Genomic DNA, 22,882 nt, shown 5'->3' on the forward strand with positions numbered 1-22,882 from the left:
GCACCATCCCGGACCTCTGGGCCGCCATCGCCGATGCGCTCCCGCAGTTCACGCCCGCCGAGTGCGCCAACTACTTCACCGCGTGCGGATATGAGCCGGAATGACCGGAAACTGCTCTAGGTCGATAAAGCGCCACCGCGCCACCCGCGCCGAGATGGAGCAGCGCTGGGCGGCGCTGCGGGCCATCGTCGCCGCCATGCGCCCGATGACCGTGCGCCAGGTGTTCTACCAGGCCACCGTCCAGGGCATCGTCGACAAGACCGAGCAGGGCTACGCCAAGGTCAAGACCGACCTCGCCGACATGCGTCGCGCCGGCCAGCTGCCCTACGCCTGGCTGGCCGACAACACGCGCTGGATGCGCAAGCCCCACACCCATGGCAGCGTGGAGGAGGCGCTGGCCGAGACCGCCCGGCTGTACCGCAAGTCGCTCTGGGCCGACGCCGATTGCTACGTCGAGGTGTGGCTGGAGAAGGATGCGCTGTCCGGCGTCGTCTACCCCGTTACCAGCACCTACGACGTGCCGCTCATGGTGGCGCGCGGCTACGCCTCGCTCACCTTCCTGCACTCCGCTGCCGAGCACATCAGCGATCTCGATGTGCCGACACATATCTACCACCTGGGCGACTTCGACCCCTCCGGCGTGGACGCCGGGCGCAAGATCGAGGCGACCCTGCAGGAGATGGCGCCGCGAGCGGATATCCACTTCGAGCGGCTGGCCGTACACCCGGAGCAGATCACGGCCTGGGACCTGCCGACCCGGCCCACCAAGGCCAGCGACAGCCGCGCCCGCGGCTTCGGCGAGGTGTCGGTGGAGCTGGACGCCATCGAGCCGGGCCGACTGCGGTCGCTGGTGGAGCAGGCCATCGAGGCCCACCTGCCGGCGGAGCAGCTGGAGGTGCTGCGGGTCGCCGAGGCAAGTGAGCGTGACACCCTGCTCGGGCTGGTGGAGCGGCTGCGCGACACCGGCCTGGCGGAGTTCACGCCGTGAACGCCTGGAGCGAGATGACGCCCGAGGCAGCGTCTGACGCCACCTGTACGCCGGCGCTGGAGCGTCCCGTCGCGATCACCGTGTTCAGCAGCTACGCGGCCAACAGCAAGCGCGAGGGGCGGCTCAGCCTCGAGGAGTTGGCCGAGCAGGTACGCAGCGTCTCTGCCGCGCGCAAGGATCAGCTGCCCTGGCTCAAGCTGGCCCGCTTCGGCGACACTCGGACCGAGCGGGGTAGCCTGCGCCACGATGCCAACCTGCTGGCCATCAGCGGCATCGAGGCGGACTACGACGGCGAACAGGTGCCCTTCGACAGTGCGGCCGAGACCCTGGCCAAGGCCGGTGTGCTGGCCATGGTCTATACCTCCCCCAGCCACCGCGAGGACGCTCCGCGCTGGCGCGTGCTGTGTCCCTTCTCGGCGGAGCTGCCGCCCGGCGAGCGCGATCACCTGCTCGGGCGGCTCAACGGCCTGTTCGGGGGCGTCTTCAGTGCCGAGAGCTGGACGCTGTCCCAGGCCTACTACTACGGACGTGTCGGCACCAACCCGGACCACCGGGTCGAGCTGCTGGACGGCACGGCCATCGACCTGCTGGACGAGTTGGACGAAGCCTGGATCGGCAAGCCGAACACCGCGCCCCAGGCTACCACCCCAGGTGCCCCGCCGCGCTCGGGGCCGGTGGATGAGGCGGCACTGCTGGCTGAGATCATCAGCGGCAAGTCGTACCATGAGGCCACCGTCCGCCTGCTCGGGCGCTGGGCTCGCGACGGTGTGGCCCTGATGAACGCCCGGCAGCGCTTGCAGGACGCCATGGATGCAGTGCCCGAGGCGGAGCGGGACGCGCGCTGGCAGGCCCGCCGCGCCGACATCGACCGATGCCTCGAGGACATCTACGTCAAGGAGGCCCGTGCGCGTGATGAAGGTCGCCGGCCGGCCAGTGGTGCGCGTGGGGGGCGATCGCGCCCTCCCCCTGCCGCCAGCGCCGCCGCCTCGTCTGAGGAGCCCGGCCTGGTCACCGAGGACAGCGTGGCCACCGCCTTCGTGCAGCAGCACGGTGCCGAGCTGCGCTACTGCCACGACGCCGGGAAATGGTATCGGTGGACGGGGGCGGTCTGGCAGCGGGAGAACACACGTCTCGCCTTTACCTGGGCCCGGCTGGCCGCCCGCGAACTGGCCCTGGCCACCGACGAGGCCAAGGTCGCCGTGGCAGCCGGCAAGGCTTCCTTCGCATCCGGGGTGGAGCGCTTCGCCTTGGCCGACCCGGCCGTGGCCGTCACCAGTGCCGTCTGGGACGCCGATCCCTGGCTGCTCGGCACCCCCGGCGGCACCGTGGACCTGCGCACCGGCGAGCTGCGCCCCGCGCGGCCCGCAGACCACATCTCCCGCTCCGCCGCGATCACGCCGGCCGACACCGCGAGCTGCCCGGCTTGGCTGGCCTTCCTCGACCAGGCCACCGGCGGTGACCAGGAGCTGATCGCCTTCCTGCAGCGCTGGCTCGGCTACTGCCTGACCGGCATCACCAGTGAGCATGCCCTGCTCTTCGTCTATGGCCCGGGCGGCAACGGCAAGGGCGTACTGCTGAACACCGTGGCCGGCATTCTCGGCAGCTACAGCACTACCGCCGCCATCGACACTTTCACCGCGGCGCAGGGGGACCGCCACCCCACCGACCTCGCCATGCTGCACGGCGCGCGCATGGTGATGGCCACCGAGACCGAGGAGGGCCGGGCCTGGGCCGAGGCCCGCATCAAGGTCATGACCGGCGGTGATCCGATCAGCGCCCGCTTCATGCGGCAGGACTTCTTCACCTTCACCCCGGCCTTTAAGCTGACCATCAGCGGCAACCACAAGCCGGCCCTGCGCAACGTCGACGACGCCGCCCGCCGCCGGTTCAACGTGGTGCCCTTCCTGCACAAGCCCGCCAAGCCGGACCCGAACCTGCCCGAGACGCTGCGGGCGGAATGGCCGGGCATCCTGCGCTGGATGATCGAGGGCTGCCTGGCGTGGCAGCGCGATGGGCTGGCCCGACCCCGGGCGGTGCTGGACGCCACCACGGAGTACTTCGCAGAGCAGGACGTGCTGGCGCAGTGGGTCGAGGAGTGCTGCGAGCAGGACCGCGTCTACGGCGAGACCAGCGCCGCCCTCTTCGCCTCCTGGCGTGCCTTCGCCACCAGCCGGGCCGAGGAGCCACGCAACGCGAAGTGGTTCGCCACCATGCTGGAGCGCCAGGGCTTCCAGCGGGTCAAGGATTGCGACCAGTTCCGCGGGCGCGGTTTCCGCGGCCTCCGCATCATCCCGGAAGCCTCCACCGAGCACTGGGGGAACCGGGACTGATGGCCACCAGCCCCCTCCCAGCGACGCCAGCGACGCGTGCGACGCGTCTCCCGGATGACGGCCCACGCGCGCGCACGCGTGGTCGGTTTTACGGAACACGCGTCGCACGCGTCGCTCACGTCGCTGCGCCGGACCGAGCAGCCCTAGCAGCAGCCCATTCCCTCTCCAACGGAGCCCGCCATGACCACGCAGCGACCCGACACGCCCGCCACCTTCCCGCCCTACAACCCGCAGGAGCCCCGCTGATGGCCCCGCCGCGCTACACGCCGACCGAAGAACAGCGCCGCACCGTGCGCACCATGGCCGCCTACGGCATCCCGCAGGACGCCATTGCCCGCGTCGTCCGCTGCTCCGAGCCAACCCTGCGCCGGGCGTACCGCTTCGAGCTCGACACCGCCGTCACCGAAGCCAACGCCCGCGTCGCGCAGTGCCTGTTCCAGCAGGCCACCACGCCGGGGAACATCGCGGCCACGATCTTCTGGCTGAAAGCACGGGCCGGCTGGCGCGAGAAGCAGCTGGTCGAGGTGTCCGGCCCCAACGGTGCGCCACCCGAGCCGCAGAAGGTCGTGGTGGTCATCCGCGAGTTCGGCGGGGCTGAGGACAACGACCCGGTGGAGGGCAAGCCCGAGCCCCGGCTGATCGAGGGACAGCGCGCATGAGCACCCTGACCGCCTCCCCCTTGTTTCCCCCCTACAACCTCGCTTCCGTGGCCGAGCTGGTGCCCTACGCCCGCAATGCCCGCACTCACTCGCCGGCGCAGGTGGCCCAGATCGCCGCGTCCATCCGCGAGTTCGGCTTCACCAACCCCATCCTGGTCGACGGCCGGCGCGGGGTGATCGCCGGCCACGGTCGCCTGCTCGCCGCCCGCCAGCTGGGCATGACCGAGGTGCCCACCCTCGAACTCTCCCACCTCACCGCCGCCCAGCGCCGGGCCTACGTGCTGGCCGATAACCGCCTGGCGCTCTCGGCCGGCTGGGACGAGCAGCTGCTCCGGGTCGAGCTGGGGGAGCTCTCGGCCGAGGGCTTCGACCTGAGCCTCACCGGCTTCGAGCGGCTGGAGATCGCGGGCTTCCTGGCCGAGCCAACCGCCGGGCTGACCGACCCGGACGAGGTCCCTACCCCGCCGGAGCAGCCCGTATCAGCCGTGGGGGATACGTGGCTGCTGGGCCGCCACCGGCTCACCTGCGGCGACAGCACCGATGCGGACACCGTGGCCAGGGCGCTGAACGGGGTGCGCCCGCACCTGATGGTCACGGACCCGCCCTACGGGGTGGAGTACAACCCGGCCTGGCGCAATGCCGCCCTGGAGGGCAGCAAGACCGCCCGCACGGGCAAGGTGCTCAACGACCACCGGGCGGACTGGCGCGAAGCCTGGGCGCTGTTCCCTGGCGAGGTAGCCTATGTCTGGCATGGGGCGCTGCACGCCGGCACGGTGGCCGACAGTCTCACCGCCTGCGGGTTCCAGATCCGGGCGCAAATCGTTTGGGCCAAGGAGCGCCTCGTCCTCGGGCGCGGCAATTACCACTGGCAACATGAACCGGCGTGGTACGCGGTGCGCGACGGCGGCAGGGGTCACTGGTCGGGCGACCGCAAGCAGACCACGCTTTGGTCCATCCCGAGCCGCGCCCAGGACACCGACACGGTGCACGGCACGCAGAAGCCGGTCGAATGCATGCGCCGGCCGATGGAGAACAACAGCAGCCCGGGCCAGGCCGTCTACGAGCCGTTCTCCGGCTCCGGTACCACGCTGATCGCGGCAGAAATGTCGGGGCGCGCCTGCCACGCCGTGGAGCTGTCCCCGGCTTACGTGGACGTGGCCGTGCTGCGCTGGCAGGCCTTCACTGGCCAGGAGGCGGTGCTGGAGGGCAGTGGGGCCACCCACGCCAGCGTGGCCGCCCAGCGCGCTGGGGAGGCCTGAGATGGCCCAGGGCGCGACCTTTCAGCCCACCGACGAGCAGCGCAAGACGGTGCGCGTCATGTCAGGTTTCGGCATCCCGCAAACCGACATCGCTACCCTGCTCGACATCGACCCCAAGACCCTGCGCCTGCATTTCCGCCGCGAGCTCGACCGCGGCTCCGTCGAGGCCACCGTCAAGGTGGCGCAGACGCTGTTCCAGATGGCCACCTCCGGCCAGAACACCGCGGCCGCCATTTTCTGGATGAAGGCGCGTGCCGGCTGGCGGGAGAAGCAGGAGGTGGTGCTGTCCACCCGGAGGGCCGGCGAGCTGAGCGATGCCGAGCTCGAGGAGGAGATCGCCCGGGCGCGTGCCGCCCGGCTGGTGCTGCACCGCGAGGCGCCCGACGATGGCGACTGACCCCGCTCAGAGTGACCCCGCCTGGGAGCTGGGCCAGCGCCGGGCCATCCGCCGCGACTTCGGCTTGTGGTGCGAGCACGCCCTCGCTCCCCAGGGCCTGGCACCCGCAGCCCACCACCGCCTGCTGATCCGCGAGCTGCAGGCGGTGGCCGACGGGGTGCACGACCGCCTGATGGTGTTCATGCCGCCGGGATCGGCCAAGTCGACCTATACCTCCGACCTGTTCCCCGCCTGGTTCCTGGCCCAGGGCCGCGACCGCCGGGTCATCGCCACCAGCAACACCGCCGACCTCGCCGGCGCCTTCTCCCGCCGGGTGCGCAGCCGCATCCGCAGCCACGGCCCGACCCTCGGCTACCGGCTGGACCGGGAAGCCGAGGACCTATGGACCACTAGCAACGGCGGCGAGTACCGCGCGGCCGGCATCGGTGGCGTGATCACCGGCCTGCGGGCCGACCTGGCGCTGATCGACGACCCCGTGAAGTCGCGCGAGGAGGCCGACAGCGAGGCGCGCCGGGCCCGGGTGTGGGAATGGTTCGGCGACGACCTGCGCACCCGCCTCCGTCCCGGGGCCGCCATCGTGGTGGTGCAGACCCGCTGGCACCAGGACGACCTGTCCGGCCGGCTGCTGGCCGCGCAGCGCGAGCAGTGGCGTGTGGTGTCGCTGCCGGCCGAGGCGGAGGACGATGACCCGCTGGGCCGTGCGCCGGGGGAGATGCTGTGGGGCGACGACGCCTACGGCTATGCCGCCTCGCTGGCCCGGGTGAAGGCCGAGGCCAGCACCCGCAGCTGGTCGGCGCTGTACCAGCAGCGGCCGGTGCCGGACACCGGCGACTACTTCCAGCGCGAATGGCTGCACCCGGCCGAGAGCCTACCGGACCGGGCCACCCTGCAGGTGTATGGCGCCTCCGACTACGCGGTCACCGCCGACGGCGGTGACTACACCGTGCATGTGGTGGTCGGCATGGACCCCAGTGGCCGGCTGTGGCTGCTGGACCTATGGCGCGGGCAGGCGGCGGCGGATGCTTGGATCGAGGCCTTCTGCGACCTGGTGCGGCAGTGGCGCCCGATCGGCTGGGCAGAGGAAACCGGGCAGATCCGGGCAGGCGTGGGGCCGTTCCTGGAGCGGCGGATGCGCGAGCGGCAGGCCTATGTGGCGCGGCAGGCCTTTCCCACCCGCGGTGACAAGGCGGTGCGGGCGCAATCGATCCGCGGCCGCATGGCGCTGGACGGGCTGTACGTGCCGCAGCACGCGCCCTGGCGGCAGGCGTTCGAGGCGGAACTGCTGACCTTCCCCGCTGGCCGACACGACGACCAGGTGGACGCGCTGGGGCTGGTTGGGCAGTTGCTGGACAGGATGGTCAAAGGCACCGCGCCCCAGAGCCAGGCCACCGACCGCCGGGACAGCTACGCGCGGCTGTTCGACGCGACCGAGGAGGCCGACTCTTGGAGAACGGCCTGAGACCCGACAGCGCTAGCACCAGCGCCAGCCCGCTCACGACCAGACCGGATTCTCGTGTCAGCGGCCCACCGAGGCTTTACTTATGGTCGATGCCAGTGGGAGCGAGCGGCGAGTGACAGCTTACATGCTCGTGCAAGGTACTATCACCGACGAGGAACAGTACGGGAGGTACCGCGAAGCGGTCATGCCACTGATCGCGACGTTCGGGGGGAAGCACGTGAGAGGCGGAACTGTTGAACTCCTAGAAGGCCAGCACGACGAGCGTCGGACAGCCTTGTTCGAGTTCCCTTCCCTGGAAGCCATCCACGCATTCTGGAACTCGCCAGAGTACGGTCCCGTGAAGGAACTGCGACGCGGTGCAGCAGACCTGCAGATCTGGGCCATTCCAGGGCTCTGACCCGGTCGCTCGGTGGACATCCGCAGTTCGCTCCGCTGGACAACACTCGAAGCTCCGCCTCAGCTCCAAGCCCCATGTTCACCACCGACCAACGACCGTTGATCGGTGGTGAACACCCTTCCCCGAAGCGAGAAACTAAGAATCCGTCGCCGCTGCGTGCCCTTTGGCCGCGAACTTGGGAGTTGGCTCACGTGTCCGCACGAGCCCGGGGAGCAGGCACATCGCGCGGGGCAAACCGCAGCACTAGCCAACCGAGCAGCCCCGCCAAGAGCGAACCACCGAGAATGCCGATCTTCACCTCGTCCTGGAGCACGGGGGCATTAGCGAACGCGAGCATCCCAATGAACAGGCTCATGGTGAACCCGATGCCGCAGAGTAGCGAGACGCCTAGCAACTGGAGCTTGCCCGCCCCCATCGGTAGATCGGCCCAGCCGAACCGGATGGCCAAAGCCGCAGTGCCAAACACTCCCACCAACTTGCCGAACAGTAATCCGAAGGCAACGCCGAGCGTGAGGTGATCGGTCAAAAGGTCGTAGGTCACACCCGCGAAGGACACCCCAGCATTGGCGAAACCAAAGATGGGAATGATGAGGAACGCGACCCAGTTGTGCAGCCCGTGCTCCAGGCGGTGCAGCGGCGAACCCACAGCATCATCCAGCCGGCCGGGCGTTGCATGGAGGGGGATCGTGAAGGCGAGCGCTACCCCGGCGATGGTGGCGTGCACGCCCGAGCGCAGGACGAAGTACCAAAGCATCGAACCAAGTAGCAGGTATGGCAGCAGCCGTGTGACGCCGAGCCGGTTCATGGCCACGAGAACCACAACGAGAGCCAGCGCAAGCCCGAGGTTTAGCAACGAAAGGTCACCCGTGTAGAACACGGCGATGATCGCGACCGCGCCAAGGTCATCGATGATGGCGAGGGCCGTCAGGAAAATCTTGAGCGATGTCGGCACGCGCGAGCCGAGCAGGGCGAGAACACCGAGCGCGAAGGCAATGTCGGTGGCCGACGGAATGGCCCAGCCCCGAAGGGTCGCCGGGTCATGCCAGTTGAAGGCCGCGAAGATCAATGCGGGGACAACCATGCCGCCCAATGCTGCGGCCCCGGGCAGGATACGGCGACCCCATGTGGAGAGCTGCCCGTCCAGGACCTCGCGCTTGATCTCAAGACCGACCAACAGGAAGAACACCGCCATCAGGGCGTCGTTGATCCAGTGCAATACGCTCAGGGACCCCAGATACGCTCCGAGGGCGCCGAAGTAGGTCGGCGCCAGGGGCGAGTTGGCGACGAGCAGGGCCAGGGCAGCGGCCGCCATGAGCACCAGTCCGCCTGAGGCCGAGTTATCGAGGAACTTGCGCAGCATAGAGGCGGGAGGGTGACCACCCACCCGGACGGGTAATGCCATGATCGAGAGGTCCTCGGTTCAGCCAGCCACCCGCGCAAGGCAGATCTGGTTCAGACTTTCAGGCCCGAGCGGGTTGCGCGCGAAGTCGCCGTAGCGCGCCGTCAGTTCGAATCCGCCGGCTTCCAAGAGGAGGGGCAGCTCCTGTGGAAAGAACTGACGCAGCACCAGCGGCGCCATAGGGCGTGCCTCGCCCTCGCTATGCCGAACGTACCATTGGGCTACCCGCACCTGCGCGATCGGGTCGTAGGACGCGACTTCCTCCGCCTCGACGGCAGAGGAAGGGTTGGGGCCGAGATCCAGCCGCCGCACCTCGCCCTCGGGGCGGCTGAGAAGGCCAAGGTCCGGCCGGACGACGTCGAAGGCGAGCACGCCTGCGGGCATCAGGTGCCGCCGAACCGCGGCCAAGCAGGCGCGCACCTCCTCCGTTTGCGTCAGGTGAGCGAGTGAGTTGCAGGAGATGATCACTGTCCCGAAGCGCTGGCCGAGCTCGAAGTCGCGCATGTCACCGAGAAGAAACCGCACGGGAAGCACCTGCTCTCGCGCTTTGCGCTTCGCGGCGGCCAACATGGTACGGGACGTATCGAGCCCGACGACCTCGTGCCCATCCCTGGCGATCGGCAAGGTCAGCCGCCCCGTGCCGCAAGCCAGTTCCAGCACCGGTCCGCGCTGGCCGTGCGCCACCTCGCGGTAGAAGACTTCGCAGGGGCCGGGCTGCACGACGGCGTCGTAAAGTGCCGCTTCGTCATAGAGTGACGGAGGAGCATCGTGCTTCCTGCTGGACGCGGTGGTGGCTGAACGGGAACCTGCGTCCATGTCGAAGACAGGCTCAGAGAGCACAAGGTGGGGTGGTGTCTGCATACCCATCCTGTTGTCACTGAAGCAGAGCTCGTTCAATCCGCATCGAGCGTTCCTCCTGATATCCTTTCCCCCCGGTGAGGGCTGAGCCTCGGACTCCGGAGGGGCTGGACAACTGCATGCTGGCCTCACCCCCCCAGACTGTTGTTGGTTGCCTCGATTGGGTTGCACCCAGCTGGTCAGCAGCTTGCGCGTGCCAGCACCCGCGCGACGGTCGCGTGGGTCCACGTGGCGCTCCCGCGCGGGGTGGATACCCCACGCCTGCTCAGCGCACGCGCGATCCCCTTGTGCGTAGTGATGCCCTCAGCGCGCAGCACTTCCATCTCCAGCGCGAGCCGGTGTGCCGCCTGCTCCGCCGCTGACCGTCGCGCCTGAGCCGCAGCCGCCGCACAGGGCGGCACCACGGGCCGGTGCCCGCGGTCTCCACCCAGCACCGCCCCACGCGCCCGTGCCGCCGCCAACGCCGCCCGGGTCCGCTCCGAGATCAGCTCCCGCTCCTTCTGTGCCATGGCCGCGTAGACCCGCATCATCAGGTCATCCGCGCCAGGCATGTCGGCCGCACGGATCGACAGTCCCTCCTCGAGCAAGCCCGAGAGCGTGTGGGCGCGGCGGGTGATCCGATCCAGCCGTGCTGCCACTAGCGTGGCCCCGAGCTGCCGGCAGCGGGCCAGAGCGGCCTGGAACCCGGGCCGGCGGTCGTCCTTGCCGCTGGCCACGTCGGAGTACTCCGCCACCAAGGTCCAACCCTGGGCTGCCACGAAGGCGCGGACGCTGGCCTGCTGTGCCTCGAGCCCCAGCCCGCTGTGCCCCTGCTCGGCCGTGGATACCCGGTACAGCGCCACCGCGTAGCGTGGGCCCGCGACTGCCTTCCGCATCAGCCTGCCTCCGCCACGCGGTACACGGTGTAGCTGCCCTTGGCCCCTGCCCTGCCCGGGCCGACTTGGCGGACGCGATCGAGCACCTCGACCGGGGTGCCGCGCCGCTTCAGGCCGGCGAGGAAGCCGCGCACGGTATGGGGGGCCCAGTCGGTTGCCTCGATCACCTGGGCGATGGTGGCGCCCTCGGGGCGACGTAGAAGGGCCAGTACCGCGGCCTGCTTGGTGCCCGTGCGCGGGCCACGTGAGCTGGTTGTGGTTCGCTGGGCAAGCTTCCGCATCAGGGCAGTGCGGAGCTGCTCTACGGCTGCTGACAGAGTGGTGGGTGGGCTCTCGGCGTCCCAGGCTGCCACCACGGCCTGAACGGCCCCAAGCAGGCCAACAGGAGCTTGTGCAGGCGGCTCGGCGGCCTGCAGGCCTTCCACGGCATTAGCCAGGGACAGACCGTGACGGGCCGCAGCCAGTTCCGGCGTGGCGTTCTTGTTCGGAGCGGACTTCCGGACCAGCAGCCCGGTCTTGAGCAGGGAGGCGATGACGGCCTGCCGTGGTGGCGCGGGCACGTCGGGCAGCGTGGCAGCGTGGCTCTGGTTGACCATCGTAGGGTTCCGGTGCGGCTGGCCCGACCTCCGGGTGCCGCTACCACCCGGAGCCCTGCCGGGCCCTGGCCGGTGGGGCGTGGCCACCTTGCAGCGTCGTGCCGCGGTGCCGGTGCACTGATTGCTCAACCTGCAACCGAAGCCAACCGGTTCGAGAGTCCAGAGGGCCAGCCGGAGCTGGCCCTTGGTGAGCGCTGGCGTCCAGGAGTCGCGGAGCAAGAGTGACAGCGAAGCAGTCTCAAAGCTGGGCAAGGGGGAAGCTGCTCGATGCCGCAAAGGAGACCATTTACAATCTGGGGTTGAGATGCATTAATTTAGTAATCTCACCGCGTGCATTTTGCGACTTTGGCCAGCATGCGATTGGAAGGAAACATCTCGGCCGTGCCAACCCGATTTCCTTCGCTCGGCTTGCAACACCGTCTGAGCAGCCTCTCGGCCCAGGCTCGCGACGTCCTCCTTATCCTTGCTGGCTGCGTCGTAACCTATGTCTTCGCAGTCGCAACCGATGCCTTCGAGTTGCTGATCGACTTCGCGGCGGAGCACGAGGAATGGCAACTCGACGAAGTCCTCGTGATGCTGATGATCTCCGCCTTTGGCCTGCTTGCCTACGGCTACCGTCGCCTGCAGGAACTGCAGAGAGAGACTACGCGGCGAGAAGCCGCCGAACGGGATGCGCGGCATCAGGCGTTGCACGACCCACTCACAGGCTTGCCTAACCGCTTCCTGCTGGCGCAACACCTGGACCAGGCTCTCGCCAACGCCCGGCGTAACGGTGAGAGCGTCGCCGTCATGCGTCTCGACCTGGACCGCTTCAAAGAGGTGAATGACAGCCTCGGACACGCCGCAGGGGACGCGCTGCTCCGGATCTTGGCAGAGCGCCTGCGCGGAGCGCTGCGGGAGGAAGACACTATCGCCCGGGTCGGTGGCGACGAGTTTGTGGTGCTTCAGCGAGGCCTGCAGCAGCCTAGCGGCGCAGCAGGCTTGGCAAGCCGACTTATCGCCGCTGTCTCAGAGCCTTATGACCTCCCACACGGGGCACGGGCGGCCTGTGGAGTCAGTATCGGCGTAGCGGTTTCTCCAGCCGATGGTGACCAGCCAGATATCCTGCTTCAGGCTGCCGATTCAGCTCTCTACTTGGCGAAATCCGAAGGACGCGGAGCTGCGCGATTTTTCGAGAAGGGCATGGATGCGGCCCTTCGTGAACGCCAGGAACTCAGTGCTGCCCTGCGCATCGCCACGGCTTCCGGCGACTTCCTGGTGCACTACCAGCCGCTTTGCGCACTACCCGAGAAGCGCCTCGTAGGCTTTGAGGCTCTGGTGCGCTGGCAACATCCCAGCCGCGGGATGGTGCCGCCAGCGGAGTTCATCCCGATTGCGGAGGAGACCGGCCTGATCATCGGAATTGGCGAGTGGGTGCTACGGACAGCATGCATAGAAGCGGCATCTTGGCCCGGTGAGATCGGCGTGGCGGTGAATTTGTCGCCCATTCAATTCCGGCGTGGCGACCTGCTGGCGACAGTGCAGGCGGCGTTGTCAGAATCTGGCCTCGACCCACGCCGCCTAGAACTAGAGGTAACAGAGGGCCTGCTGCTGCAGAACAGCGCCGCCACGCTGACGGTGCTGGGGCAACTGCGTGCTATGGGTGTGAGGATCGCAATGGACGATTTCGGCACAGGCTACTCCTCGCTGAACACTCTTTGGCGCTTTCCCTTCGACAAGGTGAAGATCGACGCCTCGTTTGTGCGGGGGATGATGCAGGACGAGAAGGCAGCAGCCATTGTTGAAACCGTCCTTGGCCTTGGCCGTACCCTGGGTCTGGCGGTAACGGCCGAAGGCGTCGAGACGGCAGCCCAAGCCGAGGCACTAGGCAGGGCAGGATGCGATCAGGGACAGGGTTTCCTACTCGGGCGCGCAATGCCGGCCGTGGAAGCTCGGCATCTTATCGGACAGACGGCTTCAACGCTTGCGGAAGCGCCGTAGGGCAGACCTGGCAGACGCGCTCGAGCACCTCGACCGAGGTGCCGCGCCGCTTCAGGCCGACGAGGAAGCCGCGCACGGTGTGCTGTGCCCAGCCGGCGGTCTCGACCACCTGGACCACGGTGGCGCCCTCGGGGCGGCGTAGCAGGGCCAGTACCGCGGCCTGCTTGGTGCCGGTACGTGGAGTGCGCGGCCGGCTGGTGGATGGCTGGGCGGCCTTCCGGGCCAGGGCGGTGCGGAGGAGCTCGACGGCCACCGATAGGGCGTCGGGCGGGCTGTGGGCGTCCCAGGCTGCTACCACGGCCTGAGCGGCCCCACGCAGGCCGGCAGGGGCGTGGGTGGGCGCCTCGACAGGCTGCCCTTCTCCCGTTGCCGAGCTGGCCGCAGTCAGGCCAACCTCGCTGGCGCGCGCGTCCGGCCCATCCTCATCGACAGGAGCAGGCTTCTGGGTCAGCAACCCGGTCTTGAGCAGCGAGGCGATGACGGCCTGCCGTGGTGGTGCGGGGACGTCGGGTAGCGTGGCGGTATAGCTCTGCTTGACCATAGTCGGGCTCCGGTGCGGCTGGCCCGACCTCCGGGTTCCGTCCGGGTTCCGCTACGGCCCTGAGCCCCCCGAGCGATGGCCGGTGGAGCGCAGGCGTCTCATGGTGTGTTCACGTGGTGACAGCGCATCGTTCGCTCCGACCACAACACAAACCAAGCAGTTCCTACACGAAACGAGCTTGGATCAGACGCCATTGGCGACAGGATGGTTGCAAAACGTTGCCGTTGAATCCTCTGGGCCGACCCAATGGAAGTCTGACTGTATGATCCTGGACCAAGTTACGCAGCTTCAACAAGAGCACCCTCGTAGCTCACCAAGGACGCTGCCGACATTCACTACCCCTGGTTGCAACCCGAGATTACTGGGCTAGTTTCCATACGCCGAACGTTGATCCGGGAAAATGGCATCGAGGGAATCGGGGCTGCAAACATGTGTCACCCTCGAATCGTCCACACAGTGAGAATGGTGCATCCGAAGCCGACGGACTGGTCTGTTGCCATGTTTCAGCGTCTCCTCGGAACGGCAGGACACGTCCTACGGAACCGTCGCGGCAATGTTGCGGCCGTGGTGGCAGTCAGCGGCTCCGTTCTCATCGGGATGGCCGGCCTCGCGACCGAGGGAGGCCGCTACTACCTGGCTCTGCAGGACACCCAGAACGCAGCGGATGTTTCGGCCATGGCTGCGGCTTCGGCCTACCTGTTTCGCGGGCGGGCTGCTGCTCTGGCGGCGGGCCGCGAGGTCGCGGGGCGGAACGGCTTCGCCACGGTCGAGGTGATGGTGAACAGCCCGCCCACCTCGGGCGCCATGGTGGGCAAGCTCGACGCCTTCGAGGTCCAGATCAGGAGACAGGTGCCGATCATCCTGAGCCGCACCTTCCTGGGCCGGGATGCGGTACAAGCGAGCGGGCGGGCTGTTTCGCTCCTTTATGGGACAACACCCGTCTGCATCCTTGCCCTGACCGGCACGCTCACGGTTCACGACTCCAGTTCGTTCAGCGCGCCGGGCTGTGCCGTCGGGTCCAATGCCCCGGGTGCCTCGGTCGCCATTCCGCAATCGAACAGCAGCGTCGTGGCACGAGCTGTGATGTCATTCGGAACTTGCAGCGGGTGCAACAATACTCGCTGGCGCTTCGCCGAGGGATACCAGGAACACGCGCCACCGGTGAGCAACCCGTACGAGCGCCTGGACAGCAAAGCTTTCACGACAGCGACCGGCGCCTCCTGCCTAACGATGCTACCGACGGTCGTGACTGCGGCGATCCAGCCCACGGGAATGAGCAAGGCATATTGCGCCTCGGTGACGGTGTCCAACACCTCGGCGGTGACCTTCACGCCCGGCACCTATGTTTTCCAGAGCACGTTGTCGCAGGTCGCTTCGTTGAACATCCGCAGCATTTCCAGCTTCACCTGCGACGGCTGCACCTTCATCTTCCGCGGTACTGTTCCAGGCAGCCTGAGCATCGGCCAGACCTCCAGGGTGTCCATCTCCGCTCCTGCGAGCAACGGGGACGACTCCGATTACGACGGGGTCCTGGTTCATCGCGCGCGTACGGCCTTCAATGGAACCAGCAGCGCCCCCGACCTGTCCATCCAGGGCGTCTCCTCTGCTAGCCTGGCGGGCGGCATCTACGCCCCCAGCTCCTACGTGAAGATCGGGCAGCTCAGCTCGAGCAGTTCGACCGGCTGCCTCGCCCTGGTCGGCGGAACCCTCGACATCAGCGGCCTGAGCAGCTTCGGCTTCGACGTTTCGAACTGCACCAACTACCGGACCAGCGTGCCTGCGGCGCGCGTGGTACGGCTGGTGGAGTAGCTCGATGCGGCAACGGATACGATCGTCCCTTTGCGGCGCGTTGCTCGACCGCAGGGGCGTCAGCGCCGTCGAATTCGCCCTGGTCGCACCGGCGCTCCTGCTCCTGCTGTTCAGCATGTACGATGTGGGCAGTGCCATGTGGCGCACCATGCGGCTGGAGATGGCCGCACGCGCCGGCGCCCAGTACGCCTTCGCACGGCCGCAGGACACGGCCGGGATCACGAACACGGTGCTGGACCAGGTCACGGGATGGAAGAACGTGACGGTCTCCTCGCCACAGATGGTCTGTCGCTGCGATAACGGCGCGGCCGCTGACTGCACCACCGGCAGTTGCACGACCGGCACCGTGGTCCAGGCACCGATCGGCTACATTTCGATCACCGTGACCCAGCCTTTCCAGCCCATCTCGCCCATCAGCACTTATCTCCTCCCGCATCGTCCGAACCTTCGGGGCAACGTGGAACTACGGCTGCACTGACAGCCCGTTCTCCCGGTGCAGGAACAGGCCGGTATTCCGGCGCTACCGGGGTAGGGGTGCCACTCTGCGCCACCCTGTTGAACCGGGCAGAGGCTGCATCGCACAGTGCCTAGTTGATCACGGCCTTGGCGGTTTCACGCAGTTGCAGCGCCCTGCTCGGCACGAGGGGGATCGAGTAGGTGAACGGATAGCTGACCGTCACCGTGACGGTTGTCACGCCGGAACGAGTACCGCAGTCGCTGAGCACCACGGAAAGACCGGCATCCTGAAGCACGGAGGCCCTGGCAGCCGCCCCGGGAAGGTTGCCCGACAGGTTGCTGCAAGCGGGTGCGCTGCGATTCAGATTCGCCGTTCCCCGCAGGACCGCCATACGCACCGCGTCTGCCGCCACCATCCGAACCGCCCCCAGGATCATCAGGTACCGACCGACCTGCAGGATCCCGATCAAGAGGCTGAGCAGCAGCACCCCGACCAGCGCGAACTCCAGAGCGGCCGCGCCGCTCCGGCTGCGCCAGACCTCCGTGCCACGGCTCGGCGTGTCAGCCAGATCGCCGGGAACCTTCTCCACCCGCCTGGACGCAGGGGCAGCATGAGGAGCCGGGAACAACTCCCGCGGAGGATCTGTTCCCCATGTTCCCACCTCGTCCCCCCGGACCAGCCAGCCGACGATGCTTCGTCCACGGAGCATGACCATTAAAAAGCTGCAAAGCAACTTGCGGTTGCATGAAACCAGAAGTACTAAATTCAGTTAACGAAGAACGACTGTGACGCTCGAAATGCGCGAGCTGCAGCCGGCCGATCCAACCTTAGGAGGCCTCCGTGCTCGATCACTTTGTCCCGCTCGCTGTGGCCACCCTTCGCAACCGCAAGGGTGTGACAGCCGCCGAATACGCCGTGCTCGCCGTCGGCATCGTCATCGCGGTCGGTGCTGCCGCAGCGACACTCGGGGGCAGCATCTCCACCCGGTTCGCGAGCATCTTCGGCGGCTAACGGCGGGTGCGTGGCCCGGCGGCGCGCCCGGATGTGCGCCGGCCGGGCTTTTCTCCGACGGTGCCGGGGACAGCAGGCGATTCTCGATGTCCGACGCCTCACTGATCCTGCTCATGCTGGGACTGCTGATGCTGGCCGCCTGGCATGATATCGCCACGCGGCTGATCCCGGACGGTCTCTGCCTCGCCGTCCTACTCGTCTCGCTTGCCCTGCGCGTGCCGGTCGGCTGGCCGGCTCTGCTGGCCTCGCTCGGCGTGGGCTGCATGCTCTTCTGCGCTCTCCTCGCCCTGGCCATGCGGGGCTTCCTTGGCGGCGGCGACGTCAAACTCGCGGGCGCTCTGGTCGTCGCGATGCCACCGGCGGCAGCCTGGGACTTCCTGGTCGCCACGGTTCTGGCGGGAGGCGTGCTGGCGGCCGGCTACCTCGCCGCGGCGAGGTTCGCGCCCCGTAGCCCCGGAGGTCACGGGCTGCTCGGCCGCGTGCTCGCGGTCGAGGCATGGCGCATCCGCCGGCGCGGGCCGCTGCCCTATGCCGTGGCCATCGCCGCCGGGGGTGCGGTAGCCCTGCTCGGCTCGCCGGGGCCCTGACGCATGTATCTCCGGGTTCTCGTTATCCTCTCCCTTCTCCTGAGCGCCATCGGCCTCGGGGCGCTGGCCTTACGCGCCTTCGCCCCCGCTGATCCTGTCCCCATCGCGGAGGCGCCCGCCGCGCCTGCGCCGGTGCTGGTGCGGATGCTCGTCGCCGCCCACCCCTTGGCCGCCGGCACGCTGCTCAAGGACGCGGACCTGACCGTGCGCGAGGTGGCGCCCGAGGCAGTGCCGCCGGGCGCTGCCCTCGAGGAGGCTCGCCAGGAACTGCAGGGTGGCCTGCTGCGGCGCTACCTGGAAGCCGGGGAGCCCCTGCCACGCGCCGAAGTGCTGCGCCCGCGGGACCGCGGCTTTCTGGCCGGCGTGATGCGTCCCGGCTTCCGGGCCATCTCCGTCGGGGTGGACGTGGTCACGGGCACCGCCGGGCTGATCTGGCCCGGCGACCAGGTGGACCTGATCCTAACGCAGGAACTCGCCGCGACGGACGCGCCGCTGGGACGCCGAGTAATCGGCGAAACGGTGCTCGCCGACGTGCGCGTCATCGCCGTGGACCAGCAGTTCACCCAGGGCACGATCGGCAACGAGGCCAGCGCCGGCCGCATCGCGCGGACCGTGACGCTGGAGGTGACGGGCGCGCAGGCCGAACGCGTCGCCGTGGCGAGCCGCCTCGGGCGCATCTCGCTGACCGTGCGTTCGATCGAGCCGCCGGAAGCCTCGGCGCAGACCGGCAGCTCGGTGTTCGGGGCCGATGTGTCGCCCGCCCTCGCGGCGGGAAGCATGTCCCAGGGGGCGCGCATGCAGGTGATCCAAGGTGGCGAAAAGGAAGAGGTGATGTTCCGGTGATGCATGTTCTCCGAGGTGCCCTGGCCCTCTGCCTCCTCGCCGCGCCCGCGCTCGCGCAGACCGTTCTGCCGCCGGCGCCCGCTTCCGCCCCCTCGCCCTTCGCGAACCTGGCGAGGCCGGCCCCGGCAACGCCCGCCGTGGCCGTCGTGCCCCTCGCCGTTGCCCTGGAGGCCGGAACCGGCCGCCTGGTGACCTTGCCGCGCCCTGCCCTGACCGTGCTGGCGGCCGATCCGCGCGTGGCGCGCGTCCAGCCCGCCTCGCCCACCAGCCTGTTCCTGATGGCCGTCGCCGCGGGCCGCACCACGATCGTTGCCACCGCCGAGGACGGCACGCCGGTCGCCGAGTACGACGTCACCGTGTCGCCGAGCCGCACCGCGGTGCCCGCAGCGGGCCCCCTCGTCATGCCGGGTGCGCCGGCCGCCGCTCCCGCGCCACCGCCGCCCTCGGCCTCCGCCATCGAGGGCATGATCCGGCGCATGGTGCGCGGCGCGGAGGGCGTGCGCGTGGCAGCGGCCGGCCGCACCGGCTTCGTGCTGTCGGGCACCGTTCCCAGCGCCGCCGACGCGCAGCGCGCCGAGGCAATCGCCCGCGCGGCGCTGGGCGACGGCCCGGAGCTCGTGAATTCCCTGTCGCTGCTCTCCTCGCTCCAGGTGAACCTGCGGGTCCGCGTGGCCGAGATTTCGCGCCGGGTTTCGCGTGATCTCGGCTTCAACTGGCAGGCCCTCGCGAATGACGGCAACAACTTCCTGATCGGCTTGCGGACGGGCGTCGCCGGCGGGGTTGTGGGCGCCATCACGGGAGGTCTCTCGGCAACCAACTCCGTAGCCCGCGTCGGGGCCGGGATCAGCTCCTCCCGCTTCGACATCAACGCCGTGATCGATGCGCTGGCGAGCGACGAACTCATCACCATCCTGGCCGAGCCGAACCTCACGGCACAGTCCGGCGAGGTCGCGAGCTTCCTGGCCGGCGGCGAGTTCCCGATCCCCGTGGCGGCCAACAGCGGCGCGAACAGCAGTACCATCACCATCGAGTTCAAGCAGTTCGGCGTATCCCTGGCCTTCGTGCCCACCGTGATGGGCCCGGACCGGCTCAACCTGCGTGTCAGGCCGGAGGTGAGCGAGCTGTCCACGGAAGGGGCAATCAGCCTGCCGCTTTCCAACGGCGTGGTGACCATCCCCGCGCTCCACGTGCGCCGGGCGGAAACCAGCGTCGAGCTCGGCACCGGCCAGAGCTTCGCGATCGCGGGCCTGCTGCAGCGCAATAGCGCAAACAGGAGCAACGGGCTCAGCGGCCTGGGTGACCTTCCCGTGCTGGGCGCCCTGTTCCGCTCCAACAGCTTTCAGCGCAACGAGTCCGAGCTGGTGATCATCGTCACACCCTACCTGGTCCGGCCCGTCTCGGACCCGCGGGCCCTGGCCGCGCCGACGGATCGGGTTCGCCCCGCCTCCGACCTCGACCGTATCCTGGAGCGCCGCCAGATCGAGCGCGGCAGCCGGCCGGAGCCGCTGCGCGCCCGCTTCGATGCCGGCTTCCTGGTGGAGTGAGGCGCGGTGCCCAGGCTGTCCTGCACTCTTCTGCTCCTACTGCTGGCCGCCTGCCGGCACGACGACTTCAGCCGCGCCGGCACTTGGCAGCCGACGGGCGTTAACGAGATCAACCTGCAGGCCATGCTGTCCGACCCCGCGGATGCCAACCGTGGCGTTGCCGCGCGGGACGAGCGCGGCGCCGCAGCGGCAGCGCCGATCAACCGGCTGCTGAACGACCGGCGCAAGCCCTTGCCGCTCTCGACCTGGGGATCTGCCACAGGCGCCGCACCCTCGGCAGGCGCAGATGCACGTTGAGCGCAAGCCGGCGCGGGATGCCGCCCAGGAGAGCCGTTACGTGGCGCCGCCCGAGCAGTCGCGGGTGCCCATTCTGGCCTTCGTGACCGATGACGAGAGCGAGGCGGCGCTGCGCGGCGGGTTCGTCGACGTCGGTGCGGGCTTCCAGGCGCGACGCGGCGACGCGCACACCGCCGCCCGCACGTTGGAGAAGGAGGGAACCCCGGCCATCCTGCTCGTGGACATCTCGGGCATCGAGGACCCTTTCGCGGCCCTGGACGCGCTGGCCAGTGTCTGCACGCCCGATGTGCGAGTGCTGGTGGTCGGCGAAAGCTCGAACCTCACACTCTACAGGCGTCTGACGCGTGACCTCGGCATCGCCGAATACCTCTACAAGCCCCTGACCCGCGAGAACGTCGCGATCTTCTTCGGTCCCCACGTCACCGGCGCGGCCCAGCAGGGCGGCGGCGAGAGGGGAGGCAGCGTCATCACCGTGTCCGGCGCACGGGGCGGCTGCGGGGCAACCACGATTGCCGTGAACCTCGCCCTGCAACTCGCCGAGGTGAGTCGCGGCCATGTCGCGCTGCTCGACCTGCACCTGCGCACCGGCACGGCCGGGATCATGCTCGGCGTGCGCTCCGGCACCGGGCTGCGCGTCGCGCTTGAGGAGCCGGACCGGGTGGACAGCCTGTTCCTCGACCGATCCTCCATCCCCGTGGCGGACCGGGTTCGCCTGGTCGCCTCCGAGGAGCCGATGGAGGCTGCCCCGCGTCCCACGGAGAACGGCGTCAAGAACCTGCTGGCCATGCTGACCGCCCGCTTCAACTTCGTCGTCGTGGACACGCATTCGCCGCCCGGCGTCGCCGAGCGCATCGCGCTCGCGACGGCGCAGAACCGGGTCGTGGTCACGGGACCCGACGTTGCCGGCATCCGGGACACGCTGGCGATCCGCAAGTTCGCCGCCTCGCTCGGGGGCGGGAACGTGCTGACGGTGCTGAACCGGGAGAACCTGCCCGGCGGGCTGAAAACGAAGCTGGTAAGCGACGGCCTGGGCGCGGCGCCCGATGTCATCATCCCCGACCTGCCCCGCCACCTGCCCCGCGCCGCCCATTTCGGCCGGCCCGCCATCGAGGAGAGCGCGGTTTTTCGCAAGGCCCTGACGCCTCTAACGCATCGGATCGCCGCGGTGAAACCCGCGGAGGCCGGCACCTCCCTGCTATCCCGGCTGCTCGGCCGGGCCGGCGGATAAACTTGGCATCCCTGGTCCACCGCCGTGAAGACCTTCGGAAGACGCGCTGAGGAAGCACCACCGGCCCAGACCTTCGTACCGGCGGCTACGCCGCCGGCCGCAGCGGGCGCCAAGGACGACGCACTCAGGCTGCTGCGCACCAAGGTGCTGGAGAAGGTGGACCCCGTCGCGGCCGGTCGGCTCGCCGGCCCTGCCCTCCAGGCCCAGATCAGGGCCCTGGTGCACGACGTGGCGGACCGGGAGCGGATCGAGATTTCGGGCCGCGACGAGCTGCGGATCGCCGAGGAGCTGACGCACGACATGGTGGGCTACGGCCCGCTGGAGCCGCTCCTGCGGGACGACACCATCAGCGACATCATGGTGAACGGTCCGGACCGGGTCTTCGTGGAGGTACGCGGCAAGGTCCACCTCACCGATGTCCGGTTCCAGAGCATGGCACAGCTGAACGCCATCGCGCAGAAGATGGCCGCGACGGTGGGACGCCGCGTGGACGAATCGAACCCGCTGGTGGACTGCCGCCTCACGGACGGGAGCCGCGTGAACGTGGTGTTCCCGCCCCTCGCCATCGACGGCGCCTGCATCTCGATCCGCAAGTTCGCCAAGCGGAAAGCGGATCTGCGGGATCTGGCCGCCGGTGGCTCCATGTCCCCGAACGTCGCGGTGGTGCTGGAGATCGCGGCCCGCTGCCGCCTCAACGTGGTGATCTCCGGCGGCACCGGCTCCGGCAAGACCACCATGATGAACGCCATGAGTCGCATGATCGACCATGGCGAGCGCATCGTGACGATCGAGGACGCGGCGGAGCTGCAGCTGCAGCAGCCCCACGTGGTGCGGCTGGAAACCCGCCCGGCGAACCTGGAGGGCAAGGGCGAGATCAACCAGCGCGACCTGGTGAAGAACGCGCTGCGCATGCGGCCGGACCGGATCATCGTGGGCGAGGTCCGCGGCGCGGAAGCCTTCGACATGCTGCAGGCCATGAACACCGGCCATGACGGCTCCTACTGCACGGTCCACGCCAACACCACGCGCGACGCGGTGACCCGCATCGAGAACATGGTGCTGATGGGCCAGACGAGCCTGCCCAGCCGCGCCATCCGCACCCAGATCGCCAGCGCGGTGGACGTGATCGTGCAGGTCGAGCGCATGCGCGACGGCGGCCGTCGGGTGTCGCAGGTCTCGGAGGTAGCGGGGCTGGAAGGCGACGTCATCACGATGAACGAGATCTTCACCTTCGAATACGGTGGCGACGGCCCCGATGGCCGGATCCTCGGCCGCTGGACGAGCCCGGGCATGCGCCCGGGATTCTTCGACCGCCTGGAGTATTTCGGCCTCGGCGAGACCTGGATGCGCGCGGTGCGGGAGGTCTGA

The 22,882-nt window shown here is 68.8% G+C and carries 23 protein-coding genes and 1 pseudogene; 18 read left to right on the forward strand and 6 right to left on the reverse strand.

What is annotated here, in order from left to right:
- The 8 genes and pseudogenes from ACLIBK_RS23280 to ACLIBK_RS23315 all read left to right on the forward strand — a co-directional run.
- Nucleotides 1–104: pseudogene (locus ACLIBK_RS23280) on the forward strand (IS630 family transposase); the annotation flags it as partial.
- Nucleotides 101–988 carry a hypothetical protein gene (locus ACLIBK_RS23285; protein WP_415389697.1) on the forward strand — a complete coding sequence of 296 codons (888 nt, stop codon included), beginning with the start codon at nucleotides 101–103 and terminating at the stop codon, nucleotides 986–988. The pseudogene ACLIBK_RS23280 and the gene ACLIBK_RS23285, both read left to right, overlap by 4 nt.
- Entirely contained in the window at nucleotides 985–3,318 is a 2,334-nt protein-coding gene (locus ACLIBK_RS23290) for a phage/plasmid primase, P4 family (RefSeq protein WP_415389698.1), read from the forward strand. Before ACLIBK_RS23285 ends, ACLIBK_RS23290 begins: the two co-directional genes overlap by 4 nt.
- 245 nt (nucleotides 3,319–3,563) lie before the next feature.
- Nucleotides 3,564–3,977 (forward strand): hypothetical protein, encoded by a 414-nt coding sequence (locus ACLIBK_RS23295; RefSeq protein ID WP_415389699.1) that lies wholly within the window; start codon nucleotides 3,564–3,566, stop codon nucleotides 3,975–3,977.
- Nucleotides 3,974–5,236 (forward strand): site-specific DNA-methyltransferase, encoded by a 1,263-nt coding sequence (locus ACLIBK_RS23300; RefSeq protein WP_415389700.1) that lies wholly within the window; start codon nucleotides 3,974–3,976, stop codon nucleotides 5,234–5,236. The genes ACLIBK_RS23295 and ACLIBK_RS23300 overlap by 4 nt, the downstream gene beginning before the upstream one ends.
- A 1-nt stretch (nucleotide 5,237) precedes the next feature.
- A complete protein-coding gene (locus ACLIBK_RS23305) occupies nucleotides 5,238–5,633 on the forward strand; it encodes a hypothetical protein (protein WP_415389701.1) in 396 nt (131 codons plus the stop codon).
- The gene (terL, locus tag ACLIBK_RS23310) at nucleotides 5,623–7,092 is read left to right on the forward strand and encodes a phage terminase large subunit (protein WP_415389702.1); all 1,470 of its coding nucleotides are present in this window, start codon (nucleotides 5,623–5,625) and stop codon (nucleotides 7,090–7,092) included. The genes ACLIBK_RS23305 and terL overlap by 11 nt, the downstream gene beginning before the upstream one ends.
- An 82-nt stretch (nucleotides 7,093–7,174) precedes the next feature.
- The gene (locus ACLIBK_RS23315; RefSeq protein ID WP_415389703.1) at nucleotides 7,175–7,489 is read left to right on the forward strand and encodes a DUF1330 domain-containing protein; all 315 of its coding nucleotides are present in this window, start codon (nucleotides 7,175–7,177) and stop codon (nucleotides 7,487–7,489) included.
- 187 nt (nucleotides 7,490–7,676) lie between these two features.
- Here ACLIBK_RS23315 and nhaA read toward each other — a convergent pair whose 3' ends face one another.
- The 4 genes from nhaA to ACLIBK_RS23335 form a co-directional block, all read right to left on the reverse strand.
- The gene (nhaA, locus tag ACLIBK_RS23320) at nucleotides 7,677–8,891 is read right to left on the reverse strand and encodes a Na+/H+ antiporter NhaA (protein ID WP_415389704.1); all 1,215 of its coding nucleotides are present in this window, start codon (nucleotides 8,889–8,891) and stop codon (nucleotides 7,677–7,679) included.
- 18 nt (nucleotides 8,892–8,909) lie between these two features.
- Nucleotides 8,910–9,785 (reverse strand): class I SAM-dependent DNA methyltransferase, encoded by an 876-nt coding sequence (locus tag ACLIBK_RS23325; protein ID WP_415389705.1) that lies wholly within the window; start codon nucleotides 9,783–9,785, stop codon nucleotides 8,910–8,912.
- A gap of 140 nt (nucleotides 9,786–9,925) precedes the next feature.
- Complete coding sequence (locus ACLIBK_RS23330) at nucleotides 9,926–10,621, reverse strand: recombinase family protein (RefSeq protein WP_415389706.1); 696 nt, start codon at nucleotides 10,619–10,621, stop codon at nucleotides 9,926–9,928.
- Nucleotides 10,621–11,217 (reverse strand): DUF3489 domain-containing protein, encoded by a 597-nt coding sequence (locus tag ACLIBK_RS23335; RefSeq protein WP_415389707.1) that lies wholly within the window; start codon nucleotides 11,215–11,217, stop codon nucleotides 10,621–10,623. Before ACLIBK_RS23335 ends, ACLIBK_RS23330 begins: the two co-directional genes overlap by 1 nt.
- A gap of 381 nt (nucleotides 11,218–11,598) precedes the next feature.
- Between ACLIBK_RS23335 and ACLIBK_RS23340 the strand changes: the two genes are divergently transcribed.
- Nucleotides 11,599–13,197 carry a putative bifunctional diguanylate cyclase/phosphodiesterase gene (locus ACLIBK_RS23340; RefSeq protein ID WP_415389708.1) on the forward strand — a complete coding sequence of 533 codons (1,599 nt, stop codon included), beginning with the start codon at nucleotides 11,599–11,601 and terminating at the stop codon, nucleotides 13,195–13,197.
- On the opposite strand, the gene ACLIBK_RS23345 is transcribed toward ACLIBK_RS23340, so the two are convergent.
- A complete protein-coding gene (locus tag ACLIBK_RS23345; protein ID WP_415389709.1) occupies nucleotides 13,157–13,738 on the reverse strand; it encodes a DUF3489 domain-containing protein in 582 nt (193 codons plus the stop codon). The genes ACLIBK_RS23340 and ACLIBK_RS23345 overlap by 41 nt on opposite strands.
- Nucleotides 13,739–14,236: 498 nt before the next feature.
- On the opposite strand from ACLIBK_RS23345, the gene ACLIBK_RS23350 reads away from it, so the two are divergent.
- Both ACLIBK_RS23350 and ACLIBK_RS23355 read left to right on the forward strand, forming a co-directional pair.
- Complete coding sequence (locus ACLIBK_RS23350; protein ID WP_415389710.1) at nucleotides 14,237–15,547, forward strand: pilus assembly protein TadG-related protein; 1,311 nt, start codon at nucleotides 14,237–14,239, stop codon at nucleotides 15,545–15,547.
- Between the two features lie 4 nt (nucleotides 15,548–15,551).
- Nucleotides 15,552–16,025 carry a TadE/TadG family type IV pilus assembly protein gene (locus ACLIBK_RS23355; protein ID WP_415389711.1) on the forward strand — a complete coding sequence of 158 codons (474 nt, stop codon included), beginning with the start codon at nucleotides 15,552–15,554 and terminating at the stop codon, nucleotides 16,023–16,025.
- 109 nt (nucleotides 16,026–16,134) lie between these two features.
- Here ACLIBK_RS23355 and ACLIBK_RS23360 read toward each other — a convergent pair whose 3' ends face one another.
- Entirely contained in the window at nucleotides 16,135–16,593 is a 459-nt protein-coding gene (locus tag ACLIBK_RS23360; protein ID WP_415389712.1) for a TadE/TadG family type IV pilus assembly protein, read from the reverse strand.
- Between the two features lie 251 nt (nucleotides 16,594–16,844).
- On the opposite strand from ACLIBK_RS23360, the gene ACLIBK_RS23365 reads away from it, so the two are divergent.
- From ACLIBK_RS23365 to ACLIBK_RS23395, 7 genes are all read left to right on the forward strand, one after another.
- Nucleotides 16,845–17,015 carry a Flp family type IVb pilin gene (locus ACLIBK_RS23365; RefSeq protein WP_415389713.1) on the forward strand — a complete coding sequence of 57 codons (171 nt, stop codon included), beginning with the start codon at nucleotides 16,845–16,847 and terminating at the stop codon, nucleotides 17,013–17,015.
- Between the two features lie 86 nt (nucleotides 17,016–17,101).
- Nucleotides 17,102–17,602, forward strand: a complete 501-nt coding sequence (locus ACLIBK_RS23370) for a prepilin peptidase (RefSeq protein ID WP_415389714.1) — start codon at nucleotides 17,102–17,104, stop codon at nucleotides 17,600–17,602.
- Between the two features lie 3 nt (nucleotides 17,603–17,605).
- The gene (gene cpaB, locus ACLIBK_RS23375) at nucleotides 17,606–18,445 is read left to right on the forward strand and encodes a Flp pilus assembly protein CpaB (protein WP_415389715.1); all 840 of its coding nucleotides are present in this window, start codon (nucleotides 17,606–17,608) and stop codon (nucleotides 18,443–18,445) included.
- A gap of 137 nt (nucleotides 18,446–18,582) precedes the next feature.
- On the forward strand, nucleotides 18,583–19,989 hold the full coding sequence (locus tag ACLIBK_RS23380) for a type II and III secretion system protein family protein (RefSeq protein WP_415389716.1): 1,407 nt from the start codon (nucleotides 18,583–18,585) through the stop codon (nucleotides 19,987–19,989).
- A 6-nt stretch (nucleotides 19,990–19,995) separates the two neighbouring features.
- Nucleotides 19,996–20,286, forward strand: coding sequence for a hypothetical protein (locus ACLIBK_RS23385; RefSeq protein ID WP_415389717.1), 291 nt, complete (start codon nucleotides 19,996–19,998; stop codon nucleotides 20,284–20,286).
- Nucleotides 20,287–20,326: 40 nt separating this feature from the next.
- Entirely contained in the window at nucleotides 20,327–21,514 is a 1,188-nt protein-coding gene (locus tag ACLIBK_RS23390) for an AAA family ATPase (RefSeq protein ID WP_415389718.1), read from the forward strand.
- Nucleotides 21,515–21,538: 24 nt separating this feature from the next.
- Nucleotides 21,539–22,882, forward strand: a complete 1,344-nt coding sequence (locus tag ACLIBK_RS23395; RefSeq protein WP_415389719.1) for a CpaF family protein — start codon at nucleotides 21,539–21,541, stop codon at nucleotides 22,880–22,882.

This window comes from Roseomonas sp. BN140053 (genome assembly GCF_047690175.1).
Lineage (GTDB): Bacteria > Pseudomonadota > Alphaproteobacteria > Acetobacterales > Acetobacteraceae > Roseomonas.

What these genes read in the sequence shown, in the direction of transcription:
- ACLIBK_RS23285 (WP_415389697.1), top strand. Translation starts at nt 101, where the DNA reads ATGACCGGAAACTGCTCTAGGTCGATAAAGCGCCACCGCGCCACCCGC.
- ACLIBK_RS23295 (WP_415389699.1), top strand. Translation starts at nt 3,564, where the DNA reads ATGGCCCCGCCGCGCTACACGCCGACCGAAGAACAGCGCCGCACCGTG.
- ACLIBK_RS23300 (WP_415389700.1), top strand. Translation starts at nt 3,974, where the DNA reads ATGAGCACCCTGACCGCCTCCCCCTTGTTTCCCCCCTACAACCTCGCT.
- ACLIBK_RS23305 (WP_415389701.1), top strand. Translation starts at nt 5,238, where the DNA reads ATGGCCCAGGGCGCGACCTTTCAGCCCACCGACGAGCAGCGCAAGACG.
- terL (WP_415389702.1), top strand. Translation starts at nt 5,623, where the DNA reads ATGGCGACTGACCCCGCTCAGAGTGACCCCGCCTGGGAGCTGGGCCAG.
- ACLIBK_RS23315 (WP_415389703.1), top strand. Translation starts at nt 7,175, where the DNA reads ATGGTCGATGCCAGTGGGAGCGAGCGGCGAGTGACAGCTTACATGCTC.
- nhaA (WP_415389704.1), bottom strand. Translation starts at nt 8,891, where the DNA reads ATGGCATTACCCGTCCGGGTGGGTGGTCACCCTCCCGCCTCTATGCTG.
- ACLIBK_RS23330 (WP_415389706.1), bottom strand. Translation starts at nt 10,621, where the DNA reads ATGCGGAAGGCAGTCGCGGGCCCACGCTACGCGGTGGCGCTGTACCGG.
- ACLIBK_RS23335 (WP_415389707.1), bottom strand. Translation starts at nt 11,217, where the DNA reads ATGGTCAACCAGAGCCACGCTGCCACGCTGCCCGACGTGCCCGCGCCA.
- ACLIBK_RS23345 (WP_415389709.1), bottom strand. Translation starts at nt 13,738, where the DNA reads ATGGTCAAGCAGAGCTATACCGCCACGCTACCCGACGTCCCCGCACCA.
- ACLIBK_RS23350 (WP_415389710.1), top strand. Translation starts at nt 14,237, where the DNA reads ATGTTTCAGCGTCTCCTCGGAACGGCAGGACACGTCCTACGGAACCGT.
- ACLIBK_RS23355 (WP_415389711.1), top strand. Translation starts at nt 15,552, where the DNA reads ATGCGGCAACGGATACGATCGTCCCTTTGCGGCGCGTTGCTCGACCGC.
- ACLIBK_RS23370 (WP_415389714.1), top strand. Translation starts at nt 17,102, where the DNA reads ATGTCCGACGCCTCACTGATCCTGCTCATGCTGGGACTGCTGATGCTG.
- cpaB (WP_415389715.1), top strand. Translation starts at nt 17,606, where the DNA reads ATGTATCTCCGGGTTCTCGTTATCCTCTCCCTTCTCCTGAGCGCCATC.